This window comes from Paenibacillus sp. SORGH_AS_0306 (assembly GCF_030819345.1).
Classification (GTDB): Bacteria; Bacillota; Bacilli; order Paenibacillales; family Paenibacillaceae; genus Saccharibacillus; species Saccharibacillus kyungheensis.
Genome location: NZ_JAUTBP010000001.1, coordinates 4,874,181 through 4,896,659, shown reverse-complemented (window position 1 = coordinate 4,896,659; position 22,479 = coordinate 4,874,181). Strand labels below are relative to the sequence as shown.

Below are 22,479 nucleotides of genomic sequence, written 5' to 3'. Positions count from 1 at the left end.
CACCTCAATTTTCTTATCACTATAAATAACGTATACCTATTCATCGTTTTATTTAGTAATATTCACTCAATCTCGAATTTGGACTTATTTGCTACTGTTGGAATCAAAGGTGATAAATATGTATCAGATTTTTCAGAAATGTCTCCTCTTGTCAGAACGTACACTCGAAACTCGTTAAAATATTCTAAATCTTCATCATCATAAACATATAATATCCCATATCAACCAGAAGCTAATATACCTATATGTCTAAAAATATTTATAGGATTATATTCACTTATGATTTTGTGATTAGAAAATCCAGTCATTAAAAAATGATGCTGTTCATTTATAGCTTTAACCTCAATAATATCAATATTATCTTTCAGCTTAGAAATATAATTTTGTACTTGGAGTAACATTTTAGAATCTTCTATATGATTGCTCTTATCATCTACACTTATAGAAAGTACTGCCCAACCATGATATTGATACATATGTATTACCTCTCTTATTTTAGTGGTGATTGGCTATATAGATGTTCAATAAAAAAGTAACTGTATTCTTATGTAGTTAACAGAACATAGCTAAGTTCAATCTGATTTTTTAATATTTTCTTTTTATAAGAACTGCATTTCAGAAAGGGGTAAATATAAGATAGCTATCGGGAATACTAATGCATTTATCAGCCAATTCAATAATTTCATTAATATGATGCAGATCTTTTTCATCATAAAGATCTTCTTTTAACATCTCTAGTTCTATAATCAATTGCTTCATGTCTTCTCTAGCAAAAGCATCATAATCAACAGTCGACAATTCACTTAGGATTTTATAATCCGATTTATTTTGTAATAAATAAACTTCATTATTCAGTTGTGAGACTTTTGCAATTCTGTCTGCTGTTTTAGATTCTAATATAATTGTAATCATGTATCCCTCTCCATAGCTCAACATTGCTGAGTTAGATAATGTAAACGATCTCACTTTTGAAAAGGCGTAAAAATAAGTCGACTATCCGGAAGATTCTTACATTTATTAGCCAAATCAATAATTTCATTAATATGATACACATCATCTTTAGTTAAAAGTTCCTTTTTTAATTGTTCTAACTCTAAAATAATAGCGTCCATTTGTATACTGGAAAATACATCATAATCATCGATGCAAAATTCCCCGAGTATTTTATAGTCATTTGGATTTTGTATAAGATAACTTTCGTTATTGGGATGAGAAAGTTCATATAAAACCTCATCATCTTTTGATTCCCATATAATTGTAAACATGTATTATCTCCATATTTTAGAATTATTAAGATCTATCACTTTAATTAATTTCTCGGATATCTGCAAGTTCTCTACTCTATTTTGTACTTTCTCCACTCATCAATGTTATCCATAATAGTCACCATTTCATTTACGGTTAGACAAAATGGTGGTGGGGAAGAATTATTATCCTTTTCTTCTATTGCAAGGTCAATAATCATTACTTCATCAGAATATAATTTTTTTAAAACATACTTATTGCCTTCATATTCCCCTTGTCTAAAGTTTCCTACTTTTAAAAAAGTATATATTGTTTTAAAATTCTCTTCTTTGATTTCTATATGTAAAAAATCAATCAATACTTCCCATGAACGTTGAGTATTCTTTAGCATAAAATCCTTTTTTTTGAAATTCATGTTATTCTTGTTCTCCTTTTCTTATTTTGTCGTACAATAAAACTACTTTATGTTAAAACCCTGTTTTCCACTTATCTATTTCATCCATAATATATAACATCTCTTCTACATTTAATTGAAAATAAGTTGTAGATAAATCTTTACTGAATTCTTCTGCAACTGTATCAACAATAACAATTTCGTCTGGATTCAATTTTTGAGGATATACTGTGTCCCCTCGTATTCTCCATTACGAAAGTTTTTAACACTTAGAAATTCGTAGATCCAGTTAAACGAATCTTCAGTAACTTCTAAATGCAAAAAATCAATCAATGAACTATAAGCACTTTTACTATTTTTCTCAATAAACTTTTGTTTAGTAATCATTTTGTCAGTTGTCCCTCTTTAATTTTAATAGTCAATTATGTAGGTATTTATTATAAAAATAGCGATCTTCATCATTTTTTATAGAAGATAGCTACGCTTAAGATAATTAGGTTATAGGATTATAATATCTATTTGCTTTAAGCTGGAGTTCAAGGTCTTTCTTTAGCCTATTATAACTAGTTTATTTCTTAATCAAAAGAACAAGCTTTTCCTAAAAAATTATTCTCCTAGTAACGATGCGTTGAATGGATTAAAGGCAATTACACTTCCCTTTATAAATCTGCACTTTTCAGCTAATCCAATAATTTCATCAATATGTTTTAAATCTTCTATGTCTCCTACGTTTTCTTTGATTTTATTAAGTTCAAATATTAGCTGGTCTGTATCCTTTTCATTGAATACATCATAATCATCAATACATAATTCTTTAAGTATTGGATAATCCTCTGAATGCTGAATTAGATACTCTTGATTATGGGGTCTTGAGATAGATTCTAATATTTTATTATCTTCTACAGCTAAAATTATTGTAAACATTGGTTTTCATTCCTTATGTCATTTTTCTTAAGAAATACATTATTTCATAAAAATAAATTTATATATTTTCATAAACTAACTCTATAAATTTTGTTAACACTTCTTCTATTTTTTCTTTATTTCTAACCTTTTCTTTTTTTTGAGGAAATTCCCAATCATCATCTTTTATTAAACTAATCACAAAACTTTGGTTGCTATCATACCAACCTATATCAATAATATACTTATTATCAGCATATGATAGAGATAACATATCTTCACTAAGAAAATAATCATTTTCTTGCGGAGAACAATTATAATCTATTTTCCTAAAATAATTAAAATTAACTTTTCCATCTCTAAAATCAAAAGTTTCTAACATGTTAAAACTCCTCTATTTTAAACGTTAGCACTATTCATTTGTAGATCCTATTTATGTTATTAATTTCTTGGCACAAATATTTATTAATTTATCTCCACATACTTAATCAATTTATGCACTACGTCATTATATTTTTATAAAATTTCTCCAAACTTCATATAAGGACAGTAAATTTTTACTTGAATCCCCTTCTGCATAGCAACTACATGAATTACGGATAATTCTAGGAGGATATAAGGGTGCATTCTTAAAACCAATAATAACAGGTTTATTAAGATCAACATGCGATTTAGGTTTGCTTAATATATTCCAATATAGATTTGAATAATTTTTAAGAAAGACTTCAGCAAAATATAAAGATACATCCATTGCCAATACCAATGTTGAGGAATCAAGCTTCCAGTCATTTACATCTTCAAATATCCAATTAGGTAGAGTTCTTTTTAGTTCATTCATTTCAGCCTGAGATTTAGGTGTAGTTTTTATATTCTTCTTTAACCATGACCAAAGTGGCTTTAATGATTCTGGTGTCATATCAAATTGTTCTAAATTTTTCTCACCGGATGATTCTATGGCTCCTAACAATATCTCAATTCTCTCTGGAATTTGTGTTGTAAACCAATCAAAGTACTCTTGCGCTTGTTGTTTAGTTAATTTTGAATATTCATCCATCTCAAATGGAGGGATCATCATCTTATATTGATATTCTATCTGTAGCACCTCCAGCTTATTCATGAATAACGTACTAAAATATTAAATTGTTGTTCTTTCTTAATTCAATGAATATTGTTGAATTAGATATTTCAAACCTATTAACCTCTCCAGCTATCTCATTTTAATTAAGTTAAATAATAAAATTCAGTGAATCAACTTAAAAGACCATAATATTTGTTAGCTTCAGCTTGGAGTTGAACATCTTCCTCTAATGTATCGTCTAGTGGGTCATCTTTTAACTGAATAAACCAACCTTTCTCTATCGGTTCAGTGTAATATACAGGAACAGACATAGCTTTTATGGCTGGTATATTTCTTAATATATCTTCTCCCCAATAATTTAGCCAATGCAAGGTTGAGGGTTTATCATTTTTAGCATAATTATCAAATCTATCTATGTTCACACTATTAGATATACATCCCCAATAAGGTTGAAATAGATGAATACATTGGTTAAATAACACTTTGATCTTATCTTTATCTTGATTTATTTTTTCGAGAGAATAGAATTTAGGAAATTGAATCACTAAATTATCAACAAATTCGGAATTCTGATTTCCTATTTTCATTCTTATACTTGAAGAATGGTGAGACTCCAAAGATGAAAAAAAATCAATAGAGTATCCTAATTCAGGAAACTCTACATCTCCTTCTTTGTTTACTCCCTTTTTTAAAGTATTTCTAAAATTCTCGTAACTCCATTCAAAAGGAACAGCATCTTTTTTTCTATTTACTGTTAGATATTTGGGCTCTACCTCTGAACCAAATTCTTTTAACACTTCCATTATTCTATAAGCGGTTTTAGCTAAATTCTCAAAATCTTTTTCTTTTGGTTTAGACCAAAGTATTATAGTGTGCAACTGTAACATGTTTTCCTCCCTATCTTCTGATAAAGATAATACTATATTTTCATTATGTAAAAATTTGTCTGTTAAATGATGGATGAGTCCAACTGAGTTATGCCTCAGTTGGACTCATCATGTTACTCACACGATTCAAAAGCTTTAATAATAGCTTCTCCAATACTGATATAATCAGCATCTGGCGAAAGTTCAATGAAAGGGTTAGCTGGATACATATATGACCCATCTTTTCCTCTTATCAATGAGTAAAAATCATATCCATTCATGGAGTCATAACCAGAAGAAACACAAAAATATTGCTTAGAAAAACTTGAAAAACTTTTAATCCCGGTGACTTCATTAACCACTAAAACTCCGATATCTTCTTTTTGAAACTCCTGATTCGAAATGATATCGTAACCCTTTTTCAAACTTTCTCCTAATATTTCTGCATTGTAATGCTCACCTAGAATAATAGGCTTATTGATCATAGTTCGTATGCCATTTTCTAGAAATCCTGAAGGAACTATAAAAATTTTGTTATTTTTCTTGTTTTTATAGATGGAGACACTATTTCTTATCATTGTATTCCTCCCTAAATAATTGTGAAGAATTAGAAACACATTAAAGTAATACTACTAATACATTTGAAAAAGATTCAACTTTCCCCAAATTTTTAATCACATGTAGTAATGGTTGATATAGCTTCTTCAATAAAATAATTTAAAATGATTTAATATTTTCTACTGTATTTTTTATAGTCAGATAACTTTTATTGATCGAATGCATGTTAGGGTCAGATATATAGTTATCAATAATTCGAAATGTTCCTTTATTAAAGTTTTTTATGCCACCAATATGATTCAAATAAATTTCATTATTAGGACGAAAATCCCATTCAGCCCCTAATTGATGAATAATATATTCTCCGAAGAAACGGTTTGCCAAAGAAATATTTTCAAGCGTAGGATTTTGTTTTAAGATTTGTTCTATCTTATTTAAACAATTAGGATCTGAATAATAAAGCTTATATTCTTCTATAAATATTTTCAGTTCATTAGTAAAATCTTGACTTAAAATATTTTGATCAGATTTTATATATTTAGCTTCATTTTCCTCAAACCAAGGTAAACCATATTGTTCAGTAATCTCCAAAAATTTCTCTATTATTTTTTGAGCGGATTCTTGATCTTCACAATAATGCCACTGCTGCGTGATAGGTCCACCTAAAAATTGAAAACTATCTATAGATTTTCCATCTTTATAATAGGTCAATCTAAATGCTTTTTTCTGCCATTTACCTTTATCAATTTGAATTCCTTCTGTAGTTCCACTTTTTTTCCTGATGAAAAGCCAAAGATTTTCTGACTTTTCATAATTAAATCCTAGTTTTTTGAGCCTATCTCCCATTATTTGTTCAATCATTTTACTTATACTCATGATATAAATCCTCCTCTAATCTAGGGAACCATAGTGAATTCTGAGAAGAAAACTGTTATACCAATCTTTTATTTTTATATATTAAATTAGTGAAAATTTCGATTAGTGCTATAACTCGACATTCAATCATATGTAATTTATCAAATTTAATACTATTATAATGCCCTATAAGATCGTTTAATTGAGGATTAACTATAAATCGAGACACAATTTTATAAGGATTTTTTTTCATACCTTCTTTTCCTCCAATATGGCTTAAAATGGGAACTCCAAATTCATCAATATCCCATTTTCCTTTTAAATTACAAATAATTAATTCACCAAAGAAATAACTAATTTTCGCTATATCTTTCTCGTTCGAATTCTTTAATAAAAAACTTTCTGCGTGTATAAGAGAAGTAGGATCATTTCTCTTCAACAAAGTCTGACTAAAAAAGTCTCTAGTTCTTCTTGATGTTTTCCATGCAAAATCTCAACTAGAAACGGGCAAAAAGTAATTTTAGGCACATTTTCTTTAAACCATTGTAATCCTAATTTTTCTGTAATATTTAAAATACTCAATAAGACTTTTTCTAAAGACTTCTCATCATGAAATTCAAACCAATCATTGGCTTTTTCACCTATTAGTCTTTTTGCACTTACGGTTTTTTCTCCATTTGAAAAATAAACTCTTATTACATTGTCTTGCCATTGGCTCTGATCTAAAGAAATGTATTCAGCAAATCCGTTGCTTTTACGAATAAACTTCCATTCTTTATTATACTCAAATCCCAATTTCATAAGAGGCTTACACATTATCTTTTTCAAAGTTATAGTCTTATCCAAATTTTCTCCTCCACATTTAAAAATAAGCAACTAAGGTTACATTCGAAACTGACATATACAAGAAACCGGATTATTACAATGCAACTCAATTTATTATAACTGTTCAATAGTTTCTTCAACTTCGTCTAAATCTTGTAATAAACCTTTTAATAATTTATCATTTTTTCACTGTCTATATTTTTAAAGTCTGTCTCCCCTAAAAATGCCATGTAAACACTAGAAATTTTCTTTACACTTGCTCTATCTTTTGATTTTTAAGAAGTCTCATAAAAGCGATTGATTTCTAGTCTTACTTCTTCAGTAAATTCTCTTTTTTTCTATACAAAGTCTCAAAAGATCTACTACATAATAAAGCATCTTCACCAAAATTTTTCCCTTCTATTTGAGAAGAATTTACATTTTGATTACCCATAGGACACCTCAATTTACTAGAACAAATAAAAATCATCTATCTTTTATCCATTATGTTTTTTCTTATCTCTTTTAAATGATTGCTATTATACAATAAGAATTTTTCTGCATCTTTTTCATTTAAATTAGAGAATTGACGACCTGCAAACAGAAAATCCACATATACTTCAACTATGCCTTCCTTTACAGAAGATTTTATTTTAGAATATTTATTCAAGTATGCTTCTATTTTATTAATATCTGATCTTGATAATTTATTTTTTTCTAAAATACAAGATTCAAATAAATCTACAATCTCTAAAGAGTCTGAATAAAATTGCTCTTTATTCTCTTTTAGGTGTACCTCATTTTTCATATAGTGTCTCCGGTAAATCCTAATTTATGAAACTTGGTTCATCAACGTTTTCTTCCTTTTTGATCATTTTTATAATGATTAGACTCTCAAAAAATCTTCTTTATTTTCTATTTCGTAATTGAAATTTCCGTATTTCGAAGAGGTAGAAATCATCTTTTCTTGGATGCGGTCATTTTAGAAATAAGTTTTACTATAGTATATGTAGTGCTGCGGTTGTTGATTCATATTCAGAAATTCTCAAAATTAATTTTGTTATAGTATGGTAATTAATATTAATGTGATTTCATTCTATATTATTCTTTTTGATTATGTAGCCACCATACAGTTAATATACTATATGGTGGCTACATATCATCTAAGAGCATGATTAAATATTTTAATTTTCTTTTCTTGATTCTTTATAATTATTTTTCTAATAAATCTAATTCTCTTTTAGTTTCTTTTAAATACTTATCCGAATAATCCCAAAATTTTTCTTGCTCATCCTCTGTCATAGTTTTATATAAGCGGCTCATGTAAATAAAATCAAGAAATAAGCGATTTATATGTTCTATTACTGGAGAATCAACTTTTTCATGTTTGTTCAGATAACTATTTATTTTATTAATTTCTGACCTTAACAATGTTCTCTGATCTCTAATACAATTTTCAAAAATGACTACTACTTCTAAAGAATCTTTATAAAAGCCTGTTCGATTCTCAGAGATTTTCGACTCATCGTTCATGTTAAAAACTCCATTCGATAGCAGTATAATTATAATAGGGATTAAAAAGAAATAATTTATAGTTCTCATTTTTTCTTTCCTTTACTAGGTGAGTATTCATTATTTGGTCCAGGTACTTCTGATTCTAATATGTCCGAAGCAAAAGTAAAATTATCAGAAATATAATCTCTTGCTCCACCAGTAGTAGTCCAGTATATTTTACCATCAATATTATAATAAAACTCATATATAATCTTGCCTTGATCTATACTTCTAACTTGCATGTTCAAATCTCCGTAAATATGCGTTTGGATAGCATTTTCCATTAAAAATCCTCTTTTTAACGGAGTGCCTTCAGCTTTTGCAGTTTCTTCATATTTAGCTAGTTGTTTTTCCGCATTCTCATACATCCCCTCTCCTCCAAATCCATCCAAGAAGCTCCATTCTCCTGGCTTCACTTCCCACATTTGTTTACCCGAAACAATGTCTACTCGGAAGTTTCCAAGTTCTAATTCAAGAGTAGTATTTTGTCCTGTCGTTTGATGAATAACTTTACCCGCTTGAACTTGAGCAATTTGGTGAAAGGCTAAGTAAATACCTCCTCTACCAGTTCCATCTATAATAGATTGTGCAATTAGATCATTTGTAACCTTTACACCTGCGGGCGTAGTTCCTCTGATCGCATCACTTAAAACTCCATTTAATCCCTTATACGATACATGACCTGTTGGATCTGTATATAGTAAAGGATCAATGTTACCCCATTCATCGTACCCATAACTATTTACAATCGCACCACTGGTATCATGTCCGTTGAACCGATAATAGTAGTCTTTACTTGCACTCTGGTCTTTTTTCAACAGAATACGGTCACCATAGATATATGTCGATTGAGCATCACTACTGACTTTCTCAGAAGTGACATTGTTCTAAGCATCGTATCCATACTGAGTCGATACTGTGCCTGTTGTTTTTTGGAAACGTAAGCCATTCGGGAGATAGTCTATACTGGTTTTGGTTTCATCGATCGTAGCCGATATTAAGCGATCATCAGGATACTAACTATAACTGGATTCTTTAGTTGCTGTCGCTTCTTGCATATTACTCAGCTTTTTCCGGTTCCCACGTAGATTATACAATAGTTGCTTTCGATACTTATTTTAAAAAAATTTAAATTGGGAATCCTAATTGCAAAAAAATAAAAAGCTAGTCGTTGTTTTTAAAGAACAACGGCTAGCCGATTTAATAAAATTGTTAAATTTCTAATCTATTGATAATATTTTATTAAGTCAAGACGCAATATATTGATTAAGGAATCTTCTCCTAAGGAAAGAGGGTATAAATCACCATCTTCAAATAAGCCTTTTTCAGCATCTTCTAAGCTTTCTGCACATTCAATAACATAAGATTGAAAATCTTCCAAAAAAGTGATTTTATAGTATTTATTAAACCATAAATACATATTTGATTCTTTTAATATAATTTCTTGAAATCCTAAATCCTTAATTAAGGATTTAACTTTTTGATCAATTTTGTAATCCATCAATTTTTCTCCCTATTCAATTTCATTTCCGTTCATATCGTATCTATTTGTTCCTGTACTTCCTGATGATAATTTCCAATATTCTTCCCCACCATGACGCTTACCTGCTGGATGGTATTGTAATATTCTATCTCCTCCCCAATTCACTTTAAACCCACCCCCGTCTTCAAATGATATCCCCTTTAAACTCCCTCCACTTAACGGTACTGGATTATAATTGTTATCTTTCAAATATTTATAAACCTCATTTGGGGTGACACCTTTTAAATTACTTGGGTTATTTAAAACATCATCTAATCCTGTAATATTTTTCAACCCAGTATTATTTCCTTTTGCTCCTCCACCAGCAGCTCCTGCTGCACCAAATCCTCCTGCCTCTGCTCCTGCTATCAACCAATCGGATGATCCATTAATAAAGTAATCATCTAATTTATAAAGTGCCCATTTTGCTGATTTTAGATTGTTCCCAATAGCTTTTTTATACAAATATTCAAACTGATTACGAGTCATATTACTAGAATCAGATTCGATGAACATATTACCTGATCCCGGTGCTAGGAGTTGCTTTAACAATGCTCCTTGATCTGTTTTACTTCCAGAACGAACGCTTATGATAGACTTCGCGGAATTGGAAGAAACTATTTTGTATAAATCTCCTTCTGGATATGCAGATGCTCCTACGCCGACTTCTGCTTCCATATGACCATTAGGATCAGTATACCCTAAAGGATTATTACTCACATATCCATAAATATTGAGCGTCAACGGATTTGTAATTTGCCCCTCATAACTATCCTCATTCAAAAACCGTCCCTGACTCGGGTCATAATATCTTGCTTTCAGATAATACAATCCCGTCTCGCTGTCATACGCTTCGCCTGCATACTTAAAGCTGTTCGCTACCGTCTCTTGTTGCTTAGCAATGTTACCCCACTCATCATACCCATAACTATTTACAATCGCACCACTGGTATCGACCATCTGCACCACATCCCCATGTCCGTTGAACAGGTAATAATAGTCTTTACTTGCACTCTGGTCTTTTTTCACCAGTACTCGATCGCCACGGATATAGGTCGAAGAGTTGCCGTTGCTTGCTTTTTCAGATACCACTTGTCCACTACCGTTGTAGCCGTATTGGGTAGTCGCTGTGCCTGTCGTTTTCTGAGAACGGAGTCCGTCCGGTAAATAGTCGATGGTGGTCTTCGTACCGTCAATCGTTGCTGCAATCAGTTTGTTATCTAGATCATAGCTATAATTGGATTCTTTGGTCGCTGTCGCTTCCTGTGTGTCACTCAGCGTTTTCCGGTTACCCCGTAGATCGTACGTGTAGCTTGCAGTGCTTCCGTCGATTCGTTTCACCGTCGCTAAGCGGTTGAGCTTGTCATAGGTGTAGGTGGATGTTTTCGCTTCCCCACCGTTTAGACTTTCACTCACCGTAAGGATATTGCCATTGTTGTCGTATGTGTAGCTATAAGCAGACAACGTGTTACTGCCTTTGGTATTGCTCATCTGACTCAAACGGTTGAGTGCATCGTAGGTAAAGCTTTCTTTGAGCACACTGCCATCCGCTAACGTTGGAAACGTGATTGCTTGTACCATCCCGAGTGGCGTGTATTCGTAATTTACATTATTCGCTTTAGCGGTGTTGCGTGTCTGTGCGCCGTTGGTCTGAATCTGGCTCAGACGAAGCTTATCGTAGCCATAGTTGGTGAAAAAGCTACTGCCGGACAAGCTGTTCTTTTGATTGATGATGCGGTCAAGCGTATCGTAAGCGACGTCCAGACGGGAACTGTATTGGTTCGTTCCTGTGGAAGTCAGGCTGGTGATCCGATCTTGTTTGTCGATCGTACTGGTCTGGGTGGCAGTTTTGGTGCCGTTTAGATACAGTTCGTGTCGGTCGGTTAGGATGTTACCGCCACTACCGAAAATGGTTTTCGTTTGTAAGGTATTGCCGTTGGTTGCGGTTAGTGTCGCTACCGTACGTTGACCTCGTTCGTCGTACTGGTAGTTGGTGATCGTTCCATTGCGATCTCTCATTTCTTCGACTAAGCCACGAGAGCTATAGCTATTGGCTGTGTTTTTGCCTGACGTATCGGTTTTGTCGGTCAGTTGTCCAGCTTCGTTGTACGCTTTGGTGTATAATGTTTCGCTTTTGCCAGCAGAGTCGTTCACAGTGATCTTCGTTAGCCCGCCTGTACCATCGTACGCATAACGAGTCGTCTGGTCGATCCCATCTTGCACCGCAGTCAGTCGATTTAGAGCATCATAGGTATAGTTGCTGGTGACTCCATTGCTGTTTTTCGTCTGGTTCGGATCGGTATAACTTAGGATGTTGCCTTGTAGATCATAGGTGTAGCTTTCTTGAATCGGTTGGCTTTGAGAAGCACCGTCTTTGAATGCAGTCGTTGTCGCTAGATTGCCGTAGACATCATAAGATTGTTCCACTGCATTGAGACGAATACTACGGTTATCTGCATTCGCACGGTAAGCAGATACATCGGCGGCGGCAATCGCAAAATGATTGTTTTTTCGCTGGGTCATATGGTTGGCTGTAATATACAGGTTGCCATATGGATCGGTCGCTTCGACTTGTTGTCCCCATGCATTATAACTAGCGGTTTGCGTATTCCCTAGTGGATCGATCGCATAGATGGCTCGTCCTTGATCGTCAGGATGATACTGAGAACGCGTCCAGCCGTTACTTTCGTTGTACGTCTCATCTACTCGCAAAAATCCAAATCCATCATAGTACGACGATTGACGACTCAGTACGGTAACGGCTCCTGTAGCCGTGTTGGTGTATTGACGAATCGCATCGACACGCATTGTTAAGATGCCTGCATTGGTGCTATCGGCTTCGGTGCTATACGCGCGATTGGTATAGCCATATTGATCTTCCACCGCATAGGTGGTTCCATCCAAGTTGGTGATGGATGGCGATACAATTTTGACCGGATGACCTAGTGCATCGTATGTTGTGGTCGTGGCTTTGCCGTTGCTGTCGATTTGTTGGGTAGGCAAGCCTGTGCCCATATCGTATTTGGTCTGTTGACGAATGACTTGTGTATTTTTGCTACCGTCCTTGGCTATATTGGTTATGCTTTGTGTCTGTTCTGTCGGATAAGCATAGTTTGTTGCTTCTCCGTATGCTGTTGTGGTGGTAGATGTTACTCCTGAACGGACAGGTTTGGATACGGTCACCTTTTGAATCTGATGAGCATTCAAAGGGGAAGCTTCGTAACTATACGTTGTCGTTTCACCAGCAGTATTGGTTGTGCTTTGCGGGCGACCGTCTGCGGTGTAAATGTACTTTTCACTCACAGGTTTGTTAGCATCTTGGTACCATGATTTGCTAGCAAGTTGCTTATAAGTGTCTTCATAAGTGTAGTTGATAGTGTGTTGAGCTTTGGTTGTAGCGTTGTTGAAGTCGCTATCTGTTAAAGCATCGGTCTGACTTTGAACATTACCCCAGTTATTATAGATTGTTTCGCTATACCGAATATCTGTACCACTTGAATCTTGTTTTACAACTTTCGTTCTTGTTGGTTTTAATTTAAAAATAGAATCAAAATCTTCATTGGTTGTCGTTTGGCTTTCACCATTAGGCGATTTAGTTTCAATAGAAATAATTTTACTTTTGTTGTTGAATGTTGTAGTCGTGATTAATCCATCTGATGCTGTTGTACTGTGAATTTTTTTAGTACTCGAATATCTATAATCCTCTGTCAACTCATCAACATAGCTATAATCCCCTACATAGCTGTATTCAATAGAGTTATAATCAAATGTAGGTTTTGTTCCTCCACTATCTTCTTTATACATCTGATCTTTCCTAGAGTTTATACGATAATCTAAAGTTTCACCTTTCTTTCCTAACTTTATAATATTGGATTCATAACCATAAATACTAAGTAATTTAGGATACTTAATTTGTTGGAGGAGAACGTAAGGCTCTTGCGCTCCTGCAGTGTCCAAAGGATATCGACTACTTCTAAATGTAAATTGGCTGCGCAAAGTATTATAGTCAAACGAAATCTGTTCTTGTGATACATCTGTAATACTAGACAATACTGGTGCATAGCCATCATTAGTATCATTGTATTGTAAATTAATTCGATTTTTAGTATAGATTACTTTTTGAAGCTCAATATTTTCTGGAGTTTTAGCTACAACTGTTATATTCTCTCCATTAAATTCTGTATTCTCTAAATTTGAGTCATAACGAAATTCAATATTTCTTCCAACCGTATCAGTGATATTTGAGATTACTTTTTGATTTTTGCCATTGTACACTTTTCTCTCAGCATAATGAAAAATGATAGAATTTCCAAAGCGGTCTACTATTCCAATTAGTCGACCATCTGCAGAAAAATACTCTCGTTTTTGGCTATCGTTTTCAACATAATAAGAGGATTGATCTTGACCATTAGAGAATGAACCTGTATCTCTTCTAAATCTCATATCTTTACCTTGATAATTTTTTAACCAAGTTGTAGATCCTGGTTCAGACCATGTGTTATCCTGATCTACCTGATAAGATGCTCCTTGCCCATCATGGTAGTAAAGAAAATTACCTTCTGTTTGAACAGAGGGAAACTGAAAAGACCATCCTACCCCTAAATCATATTGTTCTAGAGAATAATTATTTTTTGCTACATAACCTCTACCTTTTTTATTACTTTTCTTTTCATATGGTGATGCAAGATTCGAACTGTAGATTACTCCGATATTCAAATCTAGACCATCTCGTCCTGGAAAGCTCATTTGATTTTTTTTCCATGTTAGGCTTCCTGAAGCAGGGTCTACTACTTCATTATCATTATACTCAGCAAATTGTTGTTTATTGGCCTGATTAATAGATTGCTGAGCAATAAGATCATTAAGAACGCTTGTATAGTCTTCATCTAGATCGTCTGAAGCTGTACTTGTACTGGCAATTGATACTTGATTTGTATTTACTTTTAGTTCTTGTTTTTTTGTACTTAATTTTGATGACTCTGTGTCGTCTTCTTGTGTATAGACGTCTTTTGTAACCGAAGGTTTAAATATAGATTGATTTGTATATTTCTTTTCTATTTCTTCCCAAGATGAATTAGACTGGTATTCTGTCCATAGTTCCATTGGGTCGATAGAAGTCTGTTGATACAAGTAAGTGATCCAGTAAATATCGATTAATTCTGCACCACTAGTCACTAGATCTTCCATTTGTTTTATCGTTAAGATTTGTTGAGAAGAAGATCCGGAATCCAAGTTTTCTTGTTCAGAAGACATTGAGAACCTTTGTACATTATTCTCAGAATTGCTTTCTAATGAAGCTTCTGCTTCATCAATTTTTTCTCCTAAAATAGATAATTTTTGGTCTTCTTTACTATAAACATCCTTGTATACTTCATTCTGTACATTATTAATTTTTACATTTATTGGTTTGATATTTATTTTTACAGAAGGCGCTACCTTACTTGGTGGCTTAATACTATTTAAGGAGTTCGTAGTATTTGCCGATTTTGCATACACTGGTGAGTACATAGTAGTCAGGGTAAGAATACTTAACAACACAATAATTATATATTTACTTAAAACTTTTTTTTGTTTCAACATGATATCCCCTTATACCTTATGATATTTTTTGTGAATTATTATTTAAGCACTTGTGAGAAAAATACAGGAGTGCTAATCATCTCGCTAATTACTCCCTGATTATTTTGTACTACAACACGAACATCATGCTTAAATGCACCTGGAACGTCTTGCTTTTTCCCATTGTTTTTTTTAGTAGTATGTTGAGTACCTTGTGTAGTTAAGCGAATAGAATCTCGATAAAAGCCAGCTACATGGTTGTTGTATTCTGGAAAGGCGTTATACACATCTTCACGTGAACCACCCATATTAAGCCTTCCTACATATACTCCATCTATATACATTTCAACTTTGGCAATACCTACAGGGTCTAAATACCATCCATGCACGTGCACAAGATTGCTATCTGAATTATAAGAAACTTCATCTAGTTGCTTACCTATTGTCAAACCAGATTTCGTTGGTACAGGAACCGGCGGTGGTGTAACCGATGGGTCAAAAACGGGTACAGGCGTTGGTGGAGTTGGAGGCGGTTCTGGTTGTGGGACAGGTGTCGGTGTTGGCTCTGGTGTTACAACTGGGGCTTGTGGATTGACTTTACTGCTGTAATCCCCTTTTTCTACTTGCTTGCGTAATAGATTTCCGTTGGCATCGTACGTAAATGTGGTCTTCTCGGTCGTGGTATACGTGGTGGAGAGTCTTCCATTGATATCGTACTCATAGATTTTACTGGCGGCTGCCCATGTTGTGGACGCGAATGATAACGTGAGACTGCTGATTAATAGTGCGGATAGAGCTATTTTCCGAATCTTATGTATCGGAGTAGTATTGTGCTTATTCATGTGTTTCTACGTTTCCCCTTTGATCGTCTCGCTTCTGCGATAAAGCTTGAGACTGATATGATATTTTGTTGTCCAGACAGCAAGTTAGCATTGTACAGTACCTAACGTATATTGCTGTATATTGAAATGGTGCAATTTAGACTACCCTCCTTCTCTTTTCTATTATAGAATATGTTACCAAAATAGATTATAACCACCATTCGCAATCTTTAGCTACTGTATTTTTATGTCAACATTTCGCTATTATTTTATTGTAAACGCTTACAAAAATATCTAAAATAAACTTGAAGTCTCACTTCTTTTGTTATTGAGGCTATCTTAGAATGACCGAAGGAGGTTTTTATTATTTTACAAATCTCTTGGCAATTCTCACGCAAAACTGCTATGTTGTGGCTGAGTCTGGCACTTGTTATCACTGGAATCGGTATTGGCGGAACGTCTACTCAGGCTGCAAGTGTTACAATTACTAATGGTGGCAACTGGACAGACACCGCAGGGAACCCGATTCAAGCGAACAGTGGCAATATTCTCAAAGTCGGTTCTACATATTACTGGTACGGTGAACATGCAACCAATGGTACTTTTGATAAAGTAAATGTATATACCTCTACTGATCTCAAAAATTGGAAGTTTGGTAATAGTATCCTCACCAAAAATTCCGCAACTGAACTCAATACTAGCAAAATTGAACGCCCCAAAGTCATCTACAACGCAACAACCAAAAAGTATATCCTATGGGCACACTATGAAAATGGTAGTGATTACTCACTAGCTCGTGTAGCTGTCGCCACTAGCGATACACCAGATGGTAATTTTACGTATAAAGGAAGCTTTCGTCCACTTGATTATGAATCCCGTGATATGACGGTATTTGTAGATACAGATAACAAAGCTTATCTAATTACAGCATCCCGTCAAAATAATGGCGGTGCCAACAACTCAATGGCCATCTTCCGCCTGACTGATGATTATACAGGAGTGGCTTCTTTTGTAGGCTGGGTGTTCGAAGGTGCTTACCGGGAAGCGCCTGCGGTTGTGAAAAAAGGAAGCAAATATTATCTATTTACTTCTCAGGCTTCGGGCTGGTATCCGAATCAAGGCAGTTATGCAACGTCTTCTTCGATAACAGGAACATGGTCGGCGCTGTCTCCTTTTGGCGATCCTTCTGCGTATGCCACACAGATTCATTCGATTGCAACGATTACAGGTAGCGCAGGTACAAGCTATATTTATATGGGTGATCGCTGGAATCCACTAAACTTAAGTGACCATAAGTTTATCTGGTTGCCTTTGACATTAAATGATAGCAACAGTACAGCGACACTCAACTGGTATAGTAGTTGGAATATGGATGCCGCTACAGGTACAGTGACTCTGCCTGCTCTGACAAATCATGCTCTAGGCAAGCCTGCTACAGCGATCTCAACCGCTTCTTCTTCTGCAACTACCAATGCCAATGATGGTAATGCTCAGACGTCTTGGGCAGCATCTTCGGCCACATGGCCTGCTTGGTGGCAAGTCGATCTAGGGTCTGCCAAAAAGATCAGCGAAGTCGATATCTCCTGGTTTATGTACAAAGGTTCTGAAGCTTATTACAAATACAAAATCGAGTACAGTACCGATGGTGTAAATTACACTACGATTGACCGCACCACCAATACAACCTATGGATTTACAACAGATGCAGTTTCATTCACTGCTCGTTATGTACGAATTAATATGGTCAATGCTGTACTCCATAACAATCCAAATAATTGGTATACGCCTACTTTACATGAAGTACGCTTGATGGGTAATTAACAATAACAGATGTATAACAAAAAACCTCTTTTACGCCAATCGTGCGGAGAGAGGTTTTGCATTTCTACGATGTAGTGATATAGAAGTAATAATACAAGTATACATATAAAGAATACTTTCTACTCAAACCGTTATTTCTTTTAGACCTCCTGCGATTGTTGTCATGTTTGAAAGGGTAATACTCAGTAAGTAACTGCCTATGTTACAACAGAACAGGAGACCGACAAATGAAGACGATTATGAAGCCAGAATTCTGGAAAGAAAGTGTTGTTTACGAAATTTATCCTCGTAGCTTTATGGATAGCAATAATGATGGAATTGGCGATATTCCCGGAATTCGGTCGAAGCTGGATTACTTACAACAACTTGGAGTAGATATATTATGGCTCACTCCTGTTTATGTTTCTCCTAATGCTGATTATGGATACGATATTCAAGAACACCGAGAGATACAGCCGGAATACGGCACGATGGACGATTGGAAAGCATTACTGCAAGAGGTACACGCTCGTGGCATGAAGTTAATTATGGATCTGGTTGTCAATCATACTTCAGATCAACATCCATGGTTTCAAGAAGCTCTTTCTTCCAAAGATAACCCTTATCGCGATTATTACATTTGGCGTGCTCCCAAAGAAGATGGGTCTGAACCGAATAACTGGCTTTCTTATGTCGGCGATTCGATGTGGAAATTAGACGAAAACTCCAATGAATATTATTTACATTCGTATAGTGAAAAACAACCTGATCTAAACTGGGAAAATCCTAAAGTACGTCAAGAAATGCAAGACATGATGCGCTTTTGGCTAGACTTGGGGATCGATGGTTACCGGATTGATGCTGTAAATATGATCTCCAAAGATACAAGCTTTCCAGACGCCCCACCATCTAACAAATTACAAGGAAATGCCGAAGAATTTTATAAAAATGGACCACGTATACATGAGTACTTGCATGAACTATATACTGAAGTCTTTTCGAATTATAAAATGTTTACCGCAGGCGAAGCTTCTAGTGTATCGATCGAAGATGTCAAATTATATACCAACCCTGAACGTGAAGAAATGAATATGGTATTAATGATCGAAGCGTCCAAAGTCTGTGATGCGGATGACGATATGTGGCAAAGCAAAGAATGGTCACTGCATGATCTCAAAGAAATTATCGCCAAATGGGAAGAAGATATTTACGGACAAGGTTGGATGGGAATCTATCTCAGTAACCATGATCATCCTCGCTTAGTCTCTTATTTAGGACATGAAGGGGAATACCGCGCAGATTCTGCAAAAATGCTAGCGATGTTCTTGCTCACTTTACGCGGGACACCTTATATTTATCAAGGTGATGAGATCGGTATGACCAATGCCGAACATATGAAAACGATCGAAGATGTGAAAGAACAACAAGCTCAAGGATATTACAAACAAATGGTAGACGATAAAGGCGAAGATCCTGAGGTTATTATGGAGCGTATTCGTACCAAAGCTCGGGATAATGCACGTACCCCGATGCAATGGGATGATAGTGAACATGCTGGCTTCTCGACTGCTGAACCGTGGATACCTGCTCATTCGAACAAAAGTGAAATCAATGTTGCTCAGCAACTTGAAGATCCAGACTCGGTCTTTCATTTTTACCGTCAATTGATTGACATCCGTAAACAAAGTTCTGCATTAATTTATGGTAAATACGCTTGTGAACTTTCAGATGATCCGTATATTTTCGCGTATACTCGTGAGTGGAACGATGAGCACTGGCTGATTATTCTTAACTTCTCCAAATCATCGACAGAGCTTCAACTACCCGATCAACTGGTAGAACGTATTGAGCAATCCGAACTCATCATCGCTACACATGGAGAACATTCTGAAGAAATCGCACAGCTACTAAAATCTGCGCAAAAAGCAACACTACATCCTTATGAATCATTAGCTTTCCGCGGTCTGTCGATTTTAGATCAATAAGATTTGGGATCAGTCAAAAAAATAATCAAGAAAAAAGGTATCTTCTACTGTATACAACAGCGAAGATACCTTTTTTTGGGGTATAGATCAAATCAATTGAATCAGTGATAATACTATACCGACTAAGAAACCGCAGACAGCACCATTGACACGAATCCACTGTAAATCTTGCCCTACTTTTTCTTCTAACATATAGACAAGTGCCGCATCGTCCATTCGGTCTAAGTTTTCTTTGACCAAAATTCCGATACGATAATGGTTTTTCTCTACTGTACGAATAATCCCTTGTAGCAAACGATCTTCCCACACAGCAACTTTTTGCGGGTCTTTGCCAAGATCACGAATAATCGAACGATAGATCGCAAATACATGACGACCACCGCCATCTCGTTCTTGCTCTAACATAGATACCAATAGACGACGCAATTCTTCCAGACGCTCGATCATAAATGTATTTGCAAATTCGCCCTGTATTAGCTCTGCTGTCCAGTCTTTGATCTTCATCCAGTTATCTTCTTCATCAACAACCTGGAACATCTGGATACGTAGTTCACGGATAATTGCTTCGCGGTATTCGCTATCTTTTTCCTGCAATTTACCTACACCGGAAATAATCATATTTTGCAAAATACTACCCAGACTTTCTTCATTCATCATGCCTGCAAAAGCTTGAAAAGCAAATCCTTTTAGTCCACCCATATTCACATTTGCTAATTGTTCGTGAGCAATTTTACCCATCGTATCACGACTTTGTGGACGTGCTGCCCATGTTCTTACTTCTTTTAAAATATGGTCTAATGCTTTCTCATCATAACGCTCGTTAAGTGCATTCGTTAACACTGTTGTCGCAGCCGATTGCAAATCTGCTTTTTGCGTATAATTTGCTAATCCTTTACCGATAAAAGCAGCAACCGGTTCAAGAGGCAAGCGTTCGATCGGTGGAATCATCATATTTAATAACTCACGCCGTATTTTCTTTTTGCCCAATTGACGGGTCAACATAGAAAGTGCAAACGGAAAAATACGGAATTGACGCAATTTATTTTCGATACTTTCTTTGTTTAACAGTTCATTCTCCATTGCCGAGATCAGAGAACGGATAATCTTATCCCGATTACGGGTTAAAAGTGATGTATGCGGAATCGGAATACCGAGTGGATGACGAAATAGAGCAGTCACCGCAAACCAGTCTGCGATCCCTCCGACAAGACCGGCTTCAAAACCGCCTTGAATAATTAACAATAGCGTTGTTTTTGGAAAAAACAGAGTGGCTATAAATCCAAGCGCCATAATCGCTAAAGATCCACCCGCCAAATATTTTGATTTCATAACTTTCCTCCTCTTGATGGTGACAGCGCATGAATCTGCCGGGATTTCCATTCCATAGTATAGCATATGAGCAGATACTATATTAAATTATCAGGCAGATTAATGCATAGATGGCATAGCTACTTTATCAATAGAGAACATAGAGAAAGTTAGAAAAGGCTTATCAATATTCTAATAATTACACAAATCAAAAATCGCACTCTTCTACTTGTAGAAGAAAATGCGACTTTTGATCACTTTTAATTATGATTCATTAATACGTTGATTCTTTGGGTACAAATAATAAAGCAAGTACATATACCAGTAAACTAGCACCACTCGTAGCGAACACACTAATCACAAATAGAATCCGTAACAGACTTGCATCGATATTCCAACTTTCTGACATTCCACCGATTAAACCACTAACATATTTATCACGATTCGAACGATACAATTTTCTCATCATTGATCTCCTCTTTCTTATTCTCTTTCTTATATCATAGAAAATAAGCGTCCTCTTTCCAACCGCCTAAGGACGGTTTTGTGATTTGGACTTTAGTCGGGGATCATACTAGTCAGATTGCAATTAGGATACTGTCTGCAAACATGTTAAATTATAATTATCCTTTTAGATACAAGAAATTCAGCAAATATCAGACACATATTTCGTTTAATATGAAAGGTGGATCACGATGTATATTTATATTAGCTCGCACCAATTTGAAGAACATTTTCCTGAAGCGGCTGAATTGCCACAGACGATTACGTTGCAACATGAAGATGAGACTCGGTATGTATTAGAGATCGATGAACCATTGGATTTTCACACTGAAAATGCATCACGATATGAGGTGCTGGATCATAGCGGGGATATTGGCGGTAGTTATGCTGTATTGAACAATATTCCAGTAACCGCAGATGGTCGATCTGCATTTGAAGAGCGCTTTAGCAATCGCGCGCGTAAAGTGGAAGACGAACCTGGCTTTGTCGGGATTCGAGTGATGCGTCCGCTGGATGATGATACGTATGTCATTATGACGCTCTGGGCATCGGAAGAGCATTTCAAAGCATGGCAAGAATCTCAAGCTTACAGCCATGCTCATCGTAAACGGGATACGTCTGAAGGCATTACTGCACAGCAACCTTCTATTTTCCCTCGCCCTTCATTTGTTAAAAATTATGCAGTCGTTGTCTAATACATGCTGCAAAAAAAGAACCTCTCCA

23 protein-coding genes and 1 pseudogene are annotated in these 22,479 nt (G+C 35.1%); 3 read left to right on the top strand and 21 right to left on the bottom strand.

Going from position 1 to position 22,479, the window contains the following annotated elements; genetic code table 11:
* Positions 1 to 62: 62 nt before the first annotated feature.
* From QE450_RS21745 to QE450_RS21655, 19 genes and pseudogenes are all read right to left on the bottom strand, one after another.
* Positions 63 to 476 (bottom strand): annotated as a pseudogene (locus tag QE450_RS21745) (Imm7 family immunity protein).
* A 139-nt stretch (positions 477 to 615) separates the two neighbouring features.
* Positions 616 to 912, bottom strand: coding sequence for a hypothetical protein (locus QE450_RS21740; RefSeq protein ID WP_307302072.1), 297 nt, complete (start codon positions 910 to 912; stop codon positions 616 to 618).
* A 50-nt stretch (positions 913 to 962) separates the two neighbouring features.
* Positions 963 to 1,265: a hypothetical protein gene (locus tag QE450_RS21735; protein WP_307302070.1), complete on the bottom strand. Its 303-nt coding sequence runs from the start codon at positions 1,263 to 1,265 to the stop codon at positions 963 to 965.
* A gap of 71 nt (positions 1,266 to 1,336) precedes the next feature.
* The gene (locus QE450_RS21730) at positions 1,337 to 1,660 is read right to left on the bottom strand and encodes a hypothetical protein (RefSeq protein ID WP_307302068.1); all 324 of its coding nucleotides are present in this window, start codon (positions 1,658 to 1,660) and stop codon (positions 1,337 to 1,339) included.
* Between the two features lie 189 nt (positions 1,661 to 1,849).
* A complete protein-coding gene (locus tag QE450_RS21725; RefSeq protein WP_307302066.1) occupies positions 1,850 to 2,026 on the bottom strand; it encodes a hypothetical protein in 177 nt (58 codons plus the stop codon).
* A gap of 219 nt (positions 2,027 to 2,245) precedes the next feature.
* On the bottom strand, positions 2,246 to 2,563 hold the full coding sequence (locus QE450_RS21720) for a hypothetical protein (RefSeq protein ID WP_307302064.1): 318 nt from the start codon (positions 2,561 to 2,563) through the stop codon (positions 2,246 to 2,248).
* 58 nt (positions 2,564 to 2,621) lie between these two features.
* Positions 2,622 to 2,924 carry a hypothetical protein gene (locus tag QE450_RS21715; RefSeq protein ID WP_307302062.1) on the bottom strand — a complete coding sequence of 101 codons (303 nt, stop codon included), beginning with the start codon at positions 2,922 to 2,924 and terminating at the stop codon, positions 2,622 to 2,624.
* 126 nt (positions 2,925 to 3,050) lie between these two features.
* A complete protein-coding gene (locus QE450_RS21710) occupies positions 3,051 to 3,659 on the bottom strand; it encodes a hypothetical protein (protein WP_273614513.1) in 609 nt (202 codons plus the stop codon).
* Positions 3,660 to 3,790: 131 nt separating this feature from the next.
* On the bottom strand, positions 3,791 to 4,507 hold the full coding sequence (locus QE450_RS21705) for a hypothetical protein (RefSeq protein ID WP_307302058.1): 717 nt from the start codon (positions 4,505 to 4,507) through the stop codon (positions 3,791 to 3,793).
* A gap of 113 nt (positions 4,508 to 4,620) precedes the next feature.
* Complete coding sequence (locus tag QE450_RS21700; protein WP_307302057.1) at positions 4,621 to 5,064, bottom strand: hypothetical protein; 444 nt, start codon at positions 5,062 to 5,064, stop codon at positions 4,621 to 4,623.
* 139 nt (positions 5,065 to 5,203) lie between these two features.
* The gene (locus QE450_RS21695) at positions 5,204 to 5,920 is read right to left on the bottom strand and encodes a hypothetical protein (protein ID WP_307302055.1); all 717 of its coding nucleotides are present in this window, start codon (positions 5,918 to 5,920) and stop codon (positions 5,204 to 5,206) included.
* Positions 5,921 to 5,975: 55 nt separating this feature from the next.
* A complete protein-coding gene (locus tag QE450_RS21690; RefSeq protein WP_307302053.1) occupies positions 5,976 to 6,338 on the bottom strand; it encodes a hypothetical protein in 363 nt (120 codons plus the stop codon).
* Positions 6,335 to 6,745, bottom strand: a complete 411-nt coding sequence (locus tag QE450_RS21685) for a hypothetical protein (RefSeq protein ID WP_307302051.1) — start codon at positions 6,743 to 6,745, stop codon at positions 6,335 to 6,337. Before QE450_RS21685 ends, QE450_RS21690 begins: the two co-directional genes overlap by 4 nt.
* 448 nt (positions 6,746 to 7,193) lie before the next feature.
* A complete protein-coding gene (locus QE450_RS21680; protein ID WP_307302049.1) occupies positions 7,194 to 7,511 on the bottom strand; it encodes a hypothetical protein in 318 nt (105 codons plus the stop codon).
* Between the two features lie 404 nt (positions 7,512 to 7,915).
* The gene (locus tag QE450_RS21675; protein ID WP_307302047.1) at positions 7,916 to 8,236 is read right to left on the bottom strand and encodes a hypothetical protein; all 321 of its coding nucleotides are present in this window, start codon (positions 8,234 to 8,236) and stop codon (positions 7,916 to 7,918) included.
* A 65-nt stretch (positions 8,237 to 8,301) separates the two neighbouring features.
* Positions 8,302 to 9,075, bottom strand: coding sequence for a hypothetical protein (locus QE450_RS21670; RefSeq protein WP_307302044.1), 774 nt, complete (start codon positions 9,073 to 9,075; stop codon positions 8,302 to 8,304).
* Between the two features lie 407 nt (positions 9,076 to 9,482).
* Positions 9,483 to 9,758, bottom strand: coding sequence for a hypothetical protein (locus QE450_RS21665; RefSeq protein ID WP_307302043.1), 276 nt, complete (start codon positions 9,756 to 9,758; stop codon positions 9,483 to 9,485).
* 12 nt (positions 9,759 to 9,770) lie between these two features.
* A complete protein-coding gene (locus QE450_RS21660; protein ID WP_307302040.1) occupies positions 9,771 to 15,356 on the bottom strand; it encodes an RHS repeat domain-containing protein in 5,586 nt (1,861 codons plus the stop codon).
* A gap of 41 nt (positions 15,357 to 15,397) precedes the next feature.
* The gene (locus QE450_RS21655; RefSeq protein ID WP_307302038.1) at positions 15,398 to 16,180 is read right to left on the bottom strand and encodes a hypothetical protein; all 783 of its coding nucleotides are present in this window, start codon (positions 16,178 to 16,180) and stop codon (positions 15,398 to 15,400) included.
* Between the two features lie 384 nt (positions 16,181 to 16,564).
* Here QE450_RS21655 and QE450_RS21650 point away from each other — a divergent pair, with 384 nt between their 5' ends.
* Both QE450_RS21650 and QE450_RS21645 read left to right on the top strand, forming a co-directional pair.
* A complete protein-coding gene (locus QE450_RS21650) occupies positions 16,565 to 17,980 on the top strand; it encodes a family 43 glycosylhydrolase (protein WP_307302036.1) in 1,416 nt (471 codons plus the stop codon).
* A 227-nt stretch (positions 17,981 to 18,207) separates the two neighbouring features.
* Positions 18,208 to 19,944 carry a glycoside hydrolase family 13 protein gene (locus QE450_RS21645; protein WP_307302034.1) on the top strand — a complete coding sequence of 579 codons (1,737 nt, stop codon included), beginning with the start codon at positions 18,208 to 18,210 and terminating at the stop codon, positions 19,942 to 19,944.
* An 87-nt stretch (positions 19,945 to 20,031) separates the two neighbouring features.
* On the opposite strand, the gene QE450_RS21640 is transcribed toward QE450_RS21645, so the two are convergent.
* Both QE450_RS21640 and QE450_RS21635 read right to left on the bottom strand, forming a co-directional pair.
* Positions 20,032 to 21,273, bottom strand: coding sequence for a DUF445 domain-containing protein (locus QE450_RS21640; protein WP_274171218.1), 1,242 nt, complete (start codon positions 21,271 to 21,273; stop codon positions 20,032 to 20,034).
* Between the two features lie 253 nt (positions 21,274 to 21,526).
* Positions 21,527 to 21,718, bottom strand: coding sequence for a PspC domain-containing protein (locus tag QE450_RS21635; RefSeq protein WP_273614491.1), 192 nt, complete (start codon positions 21,716 to 21,718; stop codon positions 21,527 to 21,529).
* 229 nt (positions 21,719 to 21,947) lie between these two features.
* On the opposite strand from QE450_RS21635, the gene QE450_RS21630 reads away from it, so the two are divergent.
* Entirely contained in the window at positions 21,948 to 22,451 is a 504-nt protein-coding gene (locus tag QE450_RS21630) for an antibiotic biosynthesis monooxygenase family protein (RefSeq protein WP_273614480.1), read from the top strand.
* Positions 22,452 to 22,479: the final 28 nt, after the last annotated feature.